Below are 12,295 nucleotides of genomic sequence, written 5' to 3' on the forward strand. Positions count from 1 at the left end.
GTTGAGCACCGCAAGCGTCTCCTCGGACGGCCTGCTTCCGCTGACCGGCGCCCAGGTCGGCATCTGGAACGCGCAGCGCCTGGAGCCGGACTCGCCGTACTACGTCGTCGGCGACGTGGTGGAGATATCCGGCGACGCGCCGGTCGACGTCGACGCGCTGGCCGAGGCGGTCAGGGCGACCACCGAAGAGGCCGAGACCTTGCGCCTGCGCGTGCACGACACCCCGGAAGGGCCGCGCCAGACGGTAAGTCAGGAGCCGGTCGCGCCGCCTCAGGTGATCGACGTCAGCGGCGCGGCCGACCCCGTCGCCGCGGCCCACGCGCTCGTCGACACCGAGCGGGCACGGGCGGGCGAGGCCTGCAAGGGGATGGTGGACCGCCCGCTGTACGCACGGACCGTCATCCGGCTCTCCGACCGCGAGGTCTGGTACACCCAACTCGGCCACCACCTCGTCTTCGACGGCTACACGGCCGCGATGCTCGCCCGCCGCACCGCCGCCCGCTACACGGCCCTGGTGCGGGGGACCGCACCGCGCAAGCCGGCCTTCGGCGGCTTCGCCGACTTCGTCGCCGCCGACCGCGCCTACCGGGAGAGCGACCGGTGCGCCGAGGACCGCGCGTACTGGGTTGACCGGTTCACCCCGCTGCCCGACCTCGGCGAGAGCGACGCCGCCCCCGGCGCTCCGGGCGCGACCCTGACCGCCCGCGCCGCCCTCTCTGCCGAGGAGACGGCCCGGCTGCGCGCCTTCGCCGACGAGCAGGGCGTGACCTGGGGCGAGGCGCTCATCGCCGGCTACGCCGCCTTCCTGCACCGCATGCTGGGCCGCACCGACGTCGTGTTCGCGCTGCCGCTGATGTGCCGCGCGGGCTCGGTCGAACTGCGCACCCCCGCCATGGCGGTCAACGTGCTGCCGATGCGCCTGGGCGTCGAACCCGGCGACAGGCTCGGCGAGTTGAGCCGACGCGTCGCCACCGCGATGAAGGAGATGCGCGACCACCAGCGCTACCGGGGCGAGGACCTGCCGCGCGACCTCGGCGTGCCCGGCGCGGGCGGGCTGCTGCACGGCCGCGGGATCAACCTCAAGGCCTTCGACCTGGCCCTGGACTTCGCCGGGGCGAGCGGCGTGATGCGCAACGTCGCGGGCGGCCCGCCGGAGGACATGGGCCTGAGCGTCCTGCCGGCCCGCGACGGCGGACTGCTGCTCGGCTTCGAGGTCGATGCGAGGACCAACGACCAGGCCTCCGTCGACGCCCTGCTGTCCGGACTGCGGGCCCTTCTGTCGGGCCTGGTCGAGGGGGAGCCCGTCGGGCGGATCGCCCTGACCGACGACGCCGACCGGCTCCTCGCGGACTGGTGCCCGCCCGCCCTGCCCGGCACACCGGTGGCCGTACCGGACGCGTTCGACGCGATGGTCGCCGCCAGCCCCGGGCACACGGCCCTGGTCTGCGGCGCCGACCGGCTGACCGCCGCGGAACTGGCCGGGCGGGTGCACCGCGTCGCCCGCGCGCTGCGCGCCCGCGGGCTCGGCCCCGACGACGTGGTGGCGCTGGCCCTGCCGCGCTCCGCCGACGCCGTGATCGCCCTTCTGGCCGTCATGGACGCGGGCGCCGCGTTCCTGCCCCTGGACACCGGGCACCCGCCCGAGCGCCTTCGCGACCTGCTCGACGACGCCCGCCCCGCCCTCGTCCTGAGCGCCACCGACGCGGTCGGGGGACTGCCGTGGAGCACCCTGCTCGACGAGGCCGCCGCGCTCTCCGGCGCGCCGCTCGCAGCCGGGGAACTGGCCGCGCCCCGCCACCCCGAGCACCTCGCCTACGTGATCCACACCTCCGGCTCGACGGGACGCCCCAAGGGCGTCCTCGGCCGGGTCGGCGGCCTGGCGTCACTCCTGCACCACCAGCGGTCCACCGTCGTCGCCGAGGCCGAGCGCGCCGCGGGCAGACGGCTGCGCGCCTCGCACACCTACTCGTTCGCCTTCGACTCCGCCTTCGACCACCTGGTGTGGCTGCTGTGCGGACACGAACTGCACGTCTACGACGCCGAGACCATCCGCGACGCCGACGCCCTGCTCGCCGCGTACGCCCGCGACGGCATCGACATCGTGGACACCACGCCGTCGATGGCCGCGCCGCTGATCGACGGCGGCCTCCTCGACCGCAGGCCGACGCTGCTCGTCCTCGGCGGTGAGGCCACCCCGCCCGCGCTGTGGCGGCGCGTGCGCGACTCCGGGATCACGGCGCGCAACATCTACGGGCCCACCGAAGCGACCGTGGACGCCGCCACCGCGCGCATAGACGGCGACGATCCGACGATCGGCCACCCCCTCGCGGGCACCCGCGGCTACGTCCTGGACAGCGCGCTGCAGCCGGTGCCGCACGGCCGGACGGGCGAGCTCTACCTCGCGGGACCGCACCTGGCGCGCGGCTACCTCGGCCGACCGGGAGCGAGCGCCGAACGGTTCGTCGCCGACCCCTTCGGCGCGCCGGGCCGTCGCATGTACCGCACCGGGGACCTGGCCCGTTGGGTCCCCGGCCAGGGCCTGGAGTACCTGGGCCGGGGCGACGGACAGGTCAAGATCCGCGGCCACCGCGTGGAGACCGGCGAGGTCGAGGCCGCACTCGGCGCGGTCCCCGGCGTCACCGCGGCGGCGGCCGCCGTGCGCTCCTCCCGCCTGATCGGCTACGTCGTCTCCACCTCCGTCACCGGGGACGCGGTCCGCGCCCGGCTCGCCGGCCACCTGCCCGACCACCTGGTGCCCGCCGCGGTCGTCGTCCTCGACGCACTCCCCGTCACCCCCAACGGCAAGCTCGACCGCGCCGCCCTGCCCGCCCCCGCGGCGGCGGGCGGCGGCCGGGAGCCGCGCACCGAGCGGGAGCGGCTGCTGTGCGGCGTACTCGCGGAGGTGTTCGACGTCGAACGGGTCGGCGTCGACGACGACTTCTACGCCCTCGGCGGCGACAGCATCACCGCCATCACCCTCAGCAGCAGGCTGCGGGTCAAGGGCCTCGCACTGCGGCCCCGCGATCTCCTCGCCCGCCGCAGCTTCGCCGCGCTCGCCGCCTCCGCGGGCCTGGTCGAGGACGCCGCCGAACCGGTGGACGAGCCGACGGGACCCGTACCCGCGCCGCCCATCGTGCGCGGCCTGCTCGACCCCCACCCGGACGTGGACGTCGTCGCCGGTTACGCGCAGTGGACCGCCCTGCACGTCGACGAACTCGCCCACGCCGACCTGGTCGTGGGCGTACAGATGCTGCTCGACCACCACGACGCGCTGCGGCTGCGCGCGGACGACGGCCTGGAGGTGCTGCCCCGTGGCGCCGTGCGCGCCGTCGTCGACGAGGTCCACGGCGAGCACGTGAGCGTCCTGGCCGGACGCCTCGCCGGGCAACTCGACCCACGCTCCGGTGACCTCCTGCGCGCCGCCCTGCTCCGTACCGGCGACGGCACCCCGGACCGCCTGGTCGTCGTCGTGCACCACCTCGCCATGGACGGCGTGTCCTGGCGCGTCCTGCTCCCCGACCTGTACGCCGCCTGCACGGGCGGCACGCCGGAGCAGGCCGGATCGTCCTGGCGGCGCCACGCCCTGCTCCTCGCCGAACAGGGCGAGTCCGGCGCCCGTCGAGGCGAACTCGGCCACTGGCGTGCCGCGTTGGGCTCCGCCACCCGCCTCGGCGCCCGGCCGCTGGACCCGGCGAAGGACACGGTGGCGACCGCCCGGCAGTCGGTCACGGTGGCCTCGCCCGAGGCCACCGAGGCGCTGCTGACCACCCTGCCCGCCGCGTACCGCGCCGGTGTCGACGAGGTGCTCCTCGCCGCGCTCGTGCTCGCCCTGCGCGAGGGCGGCCTGGCGGGCGACGCGGTGACGGTGTCGATGGAGGGCCACGGCCGCGAACACCTCGATCTCTCCCGTACGGTCGGCTGGTTCACCAGCGAGTACCCCGTCCGCGTGCCCGCCGCCGACGGCGTCGGACAAGTGCTGCGCGCGGCCAAGGAGGCCCGGCGCGCCGCCCCCGACAACGGCATCGGCTACGGGGTCCTGCGCCACCTCGACCCGCAGACCAGCGCCGAGCTCTCGGCCGTCCCGCCGCCGGACATCCTGCTGAACTACCTGGGCCGGTTCACCTCGCTGCCCGGCGCCGGGTGGCGCCTGCCGGAACACGACGCCTTCTCGGTGGTCGAGCCCGAGGCCAAGGCACTCGAACAGGTCCTCGCCCTCAACTGCTTCGTCCACGAAGGGGACGAGCCCCGGCTCGCCGTCGAGTGGACGGCCGCCACCGAGGTGCTCGACGCCGACGCCGTGACGGCCCTGCAGAACGCCTGGGCCGCGGCGCTGGACGCGCTGGCCGAGCACGCGCGCCACACCCGCGGCGGGCTGACCCCGTCGGACCTGCCGCTGGTCGGCCTCGACCAGGCCGCCATCGACGCCCTCGAACGCACCGGCCGCGTCACCGACGTCCTGCCCGCCACGCCCCTGCAGGTCGGGCTCTCCTTCCACACCCTGCTCCGCGACGACCGGGACGCCGACGTCTACGTCGTACAGGCCGTGACCACCCTGGTCGGCGAGCTCGTACCGGACCGGATGGCCGAAGCCGCCCGCGAACTCCTTCGCCGCCACCCCGCCCTGCGCGCGTACCTGGCGGCCACGGCCGGTGACGACGTCGTGCAGGTGATCCCCGCCGACGTCGCCCTCGACTGGCGGCAGGACGACCGGTTCCCCGACGCCGCCCGCGCCGAGTTGGGGCGCCCCTTCGACCCGGCACGCCCGCCGCTGATCCGCTTCCTGCTCTCGCGGGTCGGGCCCGCCGAGCACAAGCTGGTGATCACGAACCACCACGCGCTGCTCGACGGCTGGTCCATGCCGCTGGTCGGCCGCACCCTGCTCGCCCTCTACGCCGAACTCAGCGGCGGCCCCGAAGCGCCCGCCGCCCCGCCGCTGTCGGAGTACTTCCGATGGCTGGCGGACCTGGACCGCGACGTGTCGCTCGCCGCCTGGCGGCACGCGCTGGCCGGCGTCGACGACGCGACGCGCCTGGCCCCCGCGAGCGCCGGGACCGCCGTCGGGCGGCCAGGCCGCGAAACCGTCACCCTCGGCCGCGAGTTCAGCGACCGGCTGCGCACGTTCGCCCGCGAACAGGGCGTCACCCTGACCACCGTCCTGCAGACCGCGTGGGGCCTCCTCCTCGGCAAGCTCACCGGACGCCGCGACGTCGTGTTCGGCTGCCCGGTCTCCGGGCGGCCCGCCGAGGTCGACGGCGTGGAGTCGATGATCGGCCAGCTCGGCACCACCATCCCGGTCCGCGTCCGGCACACCCAGGACCAGACCACGGCCGACCTCCTGGCACAGGTGCACGCCGAGAGCGTCGCGCTGGCCGAGCACCATTACGTGGGCCTGCCCGAGATCCAGCGGGCGGTGGGCGTCGGTGAACTCTTCGACACCATGCTGGTGATGGAGAACTTCCCGCTGTCCAGCCGGAAGCGCACCCCGCTCGCCCCCGGCCTCGACCTGGCGGGCGTGGACATCACCGACGCCACGCACTACGCGCTGACCGTCATCGTGATCCCCGACGACGAGATCACCATCGGCATCGGCTACCAGCCGCGCGCCTTCGACGAGAGCGCCGTGCGCGACTACGGCCGCTGGCTGCGCCACCTCCTCAAGGAGATCGTCGACGACCCGGCACGCCCCGCCCTCGGGCTGCCCGCGCTCGGCCCCGAGGAGCGGACGCGGATCCTGCGCACCGGCACCGGGACCGTCCCCGCCAGGGCCCGCGGCCACTGGCTGGCGGAGTTCTCCGCCTGGGTGGAGCGCAAGCCCGACGCCGAGGCCCTGGTCTGCCGCGACCGCAGCCTCAGCTACACCGAACTGGACCGGCTGGCCAACCGCCTCGCCCAGGCGCTCATCGCGCGTGGGGTACGGCCCCAGGACCCCGTCGCGGTCCTGCTCGGCCGCGACATCGAGATGACCGTCGCCCTGTTCGGCGTGGCCAAGGCGGGCGCGGTGTACGTGCCGATGGACGCGAGCTACCCGCGGGAGCGCCTCGCGTACATGTTCGACGACATCGCACCGGCCGCCGTCGTGACGACCGGCGCCGAACTGCCCGTCGCCCGCGAGATCCCCGTCCTGCGCCTCGACGACCCCGTCACGCTCGCCGCCGCGCCGGACACCGACCCGGCCGAGGCCCGCGCCCGGCTCACCGACGACGCGCTCGCCTACGTCATCTACACCTCGGGCACCACCGGCAGGCCCAAGGGCGTCGGGGTGACCCACCGGGGCGTGCCCGACCTGATCGCCCTCCAGGAGGAGGTCGTCGGCGTCACCGAACACGACCGGTACCTGCACACCGCCTCGACCAGCTTCGACGTCGCGTTCTGGCAGACCATGGTGCCGCTGCTTTCCGGCGGCACCTCCGTCATCGCACCCGAGGAGGTGCGCGTACCCGGCGACGAACTCCTCGACTACATCGTCGAGCACCGGGTGACCGGAGTGAACCTGCTGCCGTCGTTCCTGGCCGCCATGCCCGACGACCGCACCGTCGACCCGGACGTGTTCTTCGTCGTCGGCGCCGAGCGGCTCGACCCCGAGCTGGCCGGGCGCTGGGGCCGCGGCCGCCGGGCGCTCTTCAACGCGTACGGGCCGACGGAGGTCACCATCAACTCCGTGACCTGGCACTACGACCCGGACGACGCCGGACCGCTGCCGATCGGCCGCCCCGACCCCAACGTCCGCGCCTACGTCCTGGACGGCGGGCTCCAGCCGACCGGCACCGGCGTCACGGGAGAGCTCTACCTCGGCGGGCCCAGTGTCGCCCGCGGCTACCTCGGGCGCCCTGCCCTGACGGCCGAGCGGTTCGTCGCCGATCCGTTCGCCCCGCCCGGCGAGCGGATGTACCGCACCGGCGACCTGGCCCGTTGGCGCCCCGACGGGCAGCTGGTCTTCCTCGGCCGCGTCGACCACCAGGTCAAGGTCCGCGGTTTCCGGGTCGAGCTGGGCGAGATCGAGTCCACGCTGACCCGTCACCCCGACGTACGGGCCTGCGCCGTGATCGTGCGCGAGGGCCGGCTCGTCGGCTACGTCATCCCGGTCGACGACGCCGACCTGGACACCACACGGGTCCGCGCGTTCCTGGCCGAAGAGCTCCCCGACCACATGGTCCCGACGGTCCTCGTGCCGATCGACCGGCTGCCGCTGAGCCCCAGCGGCAAGCTCGACCCCACCGCGCTGCCCGCCCCCGAGCCGGTGACCACGGCGCGGCGCGAACCCGCCACCGAAGCCGAGACGGTGCTGCTCGGCGTCTTCCGGGATCTCCTCGGCACCGACGCCATCGGCCCCGACGACGACTTCTTCGCCATCGGCGGAGACAGCATCGTGTCGTTGCAGGTCGTCTCGCGGGCCCGGCGCCAAGGCCTCGGCCTGACCGCACGGGACGTCTTCGAGGGCGCGACGGTCGCCGGGATCGCGGCGCGCGCCCGCACCCTCGACGCCGCAGAGGCGCCCGCCACCGGCGACGCCCCGCTGACCCCGGTCATGCGCGACCTGCTGCGCCGCGCGGGAAGCGCCGCCGACGGGTTCTGCCAGTGGACGGAGATCTGCGTCCCGCCGGGCGGCGACGAGAGCACCTGGCACACCGTGCTCGACGCGGTCCTTGCCCGGCACGACGTCCTGCGGGCCCGCCTCACCGACGATGCGCTGCACATCCCGCCGGCCGGTTCCGTGACCGGCGCCGACATCCTGACCCGCATACCGGCGACGGACGACCCGCGCACCCTGCTCGACCCCCACGTCGCCGCGGCCCGCGCGGCGATGGACCCGCGCACCGGCCCGCTGCTGCGCGCGCTCTGGCTGGACGCCGGACCCGACCGGCCGGGCAGACTCGTCCTGATCGCCCACCACCTCGTCGTCGACGGCGTGTCCTGGCGCATCCTCCTCGACGACCTGGAGCACGCCCACGCAGGTGGCACGCTCACCCGGCACGGCCAGTCGTTCCTCGGCTGGGCGCGCTCGCTGCGCGACGCCGACCGGCGGGCCGAACTGCCGCACTGGCAGCGGATGACGGCCACCCCGGCGCTCGCCGGGCGGCCGCTCGACCCCGCCAGGGACACCGTGGCGACGGCACGCCACCACGAGATCCGGCTCGCCGCGGGAACGACCCGTGCCCTGGTCACCACCCTGCCCGCCGCCCACCGCAGCACGCCGGACGCGGTGCTGCTCACCGCGCTCGCCCGCGCGGTCAAGGCCTGGCGCGGCGCGCCGGAGGTGCTCGTCGCACTGGAGAGCCACGGCAGGCCGCAGCACGTCGACCTGTCCCAGACCGTCGGCTGGTTCACCGCCGTCCACCCCGTACGGCTGCACGCCGACGACGACGTCAAGGGGGTCAGGGAGCGACTGCGCGCCCAGGGCGACGCCCTCGGCCACGGCATCCTCGCCTCGGCGGGCCACCTCGACCACGTGGCGCCCGAGGTCGCCTGGAACTACCTCGGCCAGTTCCCCGGCGCCCCGGCCCGCGAGACACCGTGGCAGCCCGCCCCGGACGCCGACCCGCTCGGCTCCGGCGGCACCGACGCGCTGCCCCTGGCGCACAGCCTGATGGTCAACGCCCTCGTGCGCGACGACGCGCTCGGGGTCCGGATCACCTGGCCGTCCGGACTGTTCACCGAGGCCGAGGTCGAGGACCTCGCCGAGTGCCTGCGGGCCGCGCTCCTGCACCTCGCCGCCGCACCGGAGATCAGCGCGCTCGACGGCGGCCGGCCGATCGCCGGGGTGCAGCCACTCACCCCGCTCCAGGAGGTGATGCTGCGGCACTCGCGCACCGAGCGCCCCGACCCGTACACCGTGCAGTCGACGTTCTCCCTCGCGGGACGGCTCGACACCGACGCCCTGAACGCCGCCGGCGCCGACCTCGTGGCCCGCCACCCGAACCTGGGCGCCGTCTTCCCCGCCGACCTGGCGGTGATCCCCACGTCGCCGAGGCCGGACTTCCGCGTGGTCGACGGGGACGCCGAGAAGGTCCTCGCGGCCGACCTGGCCGAACCGTTCGACCTCGCCCGCGGCCCGCTCCTGCGCCTGACGGTGATCCGGGACGGCGCCGACCGCGCCGACCTCGTCATGACCAGCCACCACGTGCTGTCCGACGGCTGGTCGGCGCCGCGCATCCTCACCGAGCTGTTCGACCTCTACACGGCGCGGCTGCGCGGTACGGCGCCGCAACTGCCCGCCCCCGTACCCTTCGACGACTATCTGCGCTGGCGCGCCGACCACGAGCCCGACCTCGACAGCTGGGCCGCGGAGCTGGCGGGGCTGCCCGAGGGCGACTACCTGAGCGGCGGCGAAGCAGGGCCGGCCTGGCAGGAGCCCACGCTCCTCACGTTCGACGCGGAGCTGGTGGACGGCCTCACCCGCCTCGCCGCGCGACGCGGCCTGACCCGCAACACGCTGGTCCAGGGCGCGTGGTCGGTCCTGCTCGCCCGGCGTTCGGGACGCACCGACGTGTGCTTCGGCGCCATGGTCGCCTGCCGCCCGCCCGAGCTCACCGGCGTCGAGGAGATCGTCGGTCTGCTCGCCAACACCGTGCCGGTCCGGGCCCGGCTCCACGGCACGCTCGCCGACACGCTCGCCGATCTCCAGTCCCGGCAGCGGGCGTTGGTGGAACACCACCACGCCGCGCTCTGCGACCTGGAACGCCGCACCGGGCGCCGCAGGCTGTTCGACAGCCTGGTGGTCTTCGAGAACTACCCGGTCGACCCGGACCGCCTCCGCGAACCCGCCCCCGGCCTCAGAGTCGTCGGCACCCGCTTCCGCGAGTCCACCCACCACCCGGTGACCCTGACGGTCATGCCGGACGGCGACGGCTGGACCGGCGTGCTCGCGCACCGGGCCGGGGTGGACGTCGACGGGCTCGCCGACGAACTGCTCGACCTGATGCGGACGTTGGACGAGCACCTCGACGCCGACGTCCGCGACCTGCTGGAGGGCCGATGACCGAGGACGTCGCGCCACCGGCCGAGCGGGTGGACGGACAGCTGCTGCGGATCGCGTTCATCCTGGTGCTCGGCACCTTCATGGCCACCCTTGACGCGACGATCGTCAGCGTCGGGATCGACCGCCTCACCGAGGAGTTCGACGCCTCCGTCGCCGACATCCAGTGGGTCAGTACCGCCTACCTGCTCGCCGTGGTCGCCGCCGTACCCGCCTCCGGCTGGCTGGCCGACCGGTTCGGCGGCCGCCGGACCTGGCTTGCCGCCGTGGGAGTGTTCCTGCTCGGCTCGGTCCTCTGCGCGCTTGCCTGGTCGGCGCCGAGCCTGACCGTGTTCCGGGTGGTCCAGGGGCTCGGCGGCGGACTGCTCCCCGCGACCGGGCAGGCACTCCTCGCCCGCATCGCCGGACGCCACCGCACCGGCCGGGTGATCAGTGTCGTCGCCGTCGTCCCGCTGCTCTCACCGGTGTTCGGGCCACTGGTCGGCGGCGTCGTCCTCGGCCTGGCGTCCTGGCCGTGGCTGTTCCTGGTCAACCTGCCGATCGGTGTGATCGCGGTGCTGCTCGCCCGCCGCCACGTACCCGACGTACCGCCGTCGACGCGGCGGACGGCGTTCGATCTGCGGGGGGCCGCGCTGCTCTCGCCCGGTCTCGCCGTGCTGGTGTACGGGCTGACCGAGGTCGCCCACGGCCGTACCGCCCCCGCCGCGATCGGCGTGACGGCGGGCCTCGCGATGCTGACCGGCTTTACGGTGCACGGGCTCCGGACCCGCTCCACCCCGCTGGTCGACCCCCGTCTGTTCGCCCGGCCGCCGTTCGGCGCCGCGGCGCTCGCGCTGCTCGTCCTCGGCGCGTCGGTGTTCGGTACGACGTTCCTGTTGCCGCTGTACTTCCAGACCGGCCGCGGCCTCACGGCGTGGCAGGCCGGGCTGCTGCTCGCGCCCCAGGGCCTGGGCGCCGCCGCGGGCTCGGTCCTGGTCAACCGCACCATCGACAGGGTGGCCCCGCGCACTCTGGTGGTCGCAGGGATCGTGCTGATCCTCGCCGGTACGGTCCCGTTCACCCAGCTCGGCCACGCACCCCCGGACGAGGTGATCATCGCGGCGCTCGTGTTCCGCGGCGTCGGGATGGCCATGATCGGCGCGCCCGTGATGAACATCGTCTACAGCCGCATCGAGCCCGAGCACCTCCCTCGCGCGTCGGGAGCGCTCAACCTGCTGAACACGGTGGGCGGTTCGGTGGGCACCGCCGCTCTCGCCGTGGTCCTGCAGAACCGCCTGTCCGAGCGGGGCACGGACGTCCCGTCGGCGTTCGGCGACACCTTCTGGTGGGTGCTGGGCTGCTGCCTGCTCGCGGCGGCGGGGGCGACGCGGCTGCCCCGTGGTCCGGCGGGTGCGGACCCGCCGGACCCCTCTCCCGTCGGCGTCAGACGCGGTCGGCCGCGATGAGGAGGTACTGGAAGGACCCGTCACGGTAGGAGTTGATGAACGCGTCCTCGATCCCCGTCACCAGCGACGACGTCGCCCGCAGCTCCCAGTAGGGCAGCGTGTCGGGGGTGAGGTCGATGACGGCCTGCGGCACGAGGCGGTTGTCGGCCATGGCGCGCAGGTACTCACGGCGCGAGTGGATGTTGCACTCGAAGTGCGTGTTGATCTGGGAGACCCACTTCGAGGGCTGGCCGTACCGCGGGTTCCAGCAGCCGGTGATGGTCACGTAGCGCCCGCCGACCTTCAGGATGCGGGAGTGCTCGGCGAAGAGGTCCTGCAGGTCCACGTACATGCTCGACTCGTTGTTCCACGAGGCCGCGGCCTGCCCGGTCTCGAAGGGCATGGCGAGCATGTTGCAGACGCGGGCGCGGACGTGGTCCTGGATGCGGAGTTCGTGGGCCCGCCCGTTGGCGAAGTCGGCCTGCTTCGCCGAGAGCGTGACACCTTCGACCTTGCATCCGAAGCGCTGGTGCGCCATCACCATCGAGCCGCCGCGGCCGCACCCGGCGTCCACCAGGGTGTCGTCCCTGCCGATGTCACCGAGCTGTCCCAGGAGGAAGTCGGCCTGCGCCGACTCCAGCCGGTGGAGCTCGGCGATCAGCTTCTTCTCGCTCTCGCTGTCCCCGGCGTCGCCGAGCGCGGTCCGGTCGACCTCACCGATTCCGTAGTGGTGGTGGTAGAGGCCGTCGACGTCGCCGAGACGCAGGTTCACGGGCCTGGCCTCGCCGTCCCAGTAGCGGGCGATGTCCCCCTGGTAGGGCGTCGCCGGACCGGGGACGCGCAGCGGGGTCGCGGTGGCGGGGGCGGTGAGTTCGGTGCTGGTCACAGATGAATCCAT

At 74.5% G+C, this 12,295-nt stretch carries 3 protein-coding genes; 2 read left to right on the forward strand and 1 reads right to left on the reverse strand.

The window, feature by feature from the left end:
* Position 1 precedes the first annotated feature (1 nt).
* Positions 2–9,976, forward strand: coding sequence for an amino acid adenylation domain-containing protein (locus ACFVYL_RS34055; RefSeq protein ID WP_389722880.1), 9,975 nt, complete (start codon positions 2–4; stop codon positions 9,974–9,976).
* Positions 9,973–11,418 carry an MDR family MFS transporter gene (locus ACFVYL_RS34060; protein ID WP_389722882.1) on the forward strand — a complete coding sequence of 482 codons (1,446 nt, stop codon included), beginning with the start codon at positions 9,973–9,975 and terminating at the stop codon, positions 11,416–11,418. Before ACFVYL_RS34055 ends, ACFVYL_RS34060 begins: the two co-directional genes overlap by 4 nt.
* On the opposite strand, the gene ACFVYL_RS34065 is transcribed toward ACFVYL_RS34060, so the two are convergent.
* Complete coding sequence (locus ACFVYL_RS34065) at positions 11,396–12,283, reverse strand: geranyl diphosphate 2-C-methyltransferase (protein ID WP_389722884.1); 888 nt, start codon at positions 12,281–12,283, stop codon at positions 11,396–11,398. The two genes, ACFVYL_RS34060 and ACFVYL_RS34065, sit on opposite strands and share 23 nt — an antisense overlap.
* Positions 12,284–12,295: the final 12 nt, after the last annotated feature.

It is taken from the genome of Streptomyces sp. NPDC058308, from assembly GCF_042880275.1.
In the GTDB taxonomy this organism is placed as follows: Bacteria; Actinomycetota; Actinomycetes; order Streptomycetales; family Streptomycetaceae; genus Streptomyces.

Excerpts from the sequence above, each read along its gene's own strand:
- ACFVYL_RS34060 (WP_389722882.1), top strand. The coding sequence starts at position 9,973 with ATGACCGAGGACGTCGCGCCACCGGCCGAGCGGGTGGACGGACAGCTG.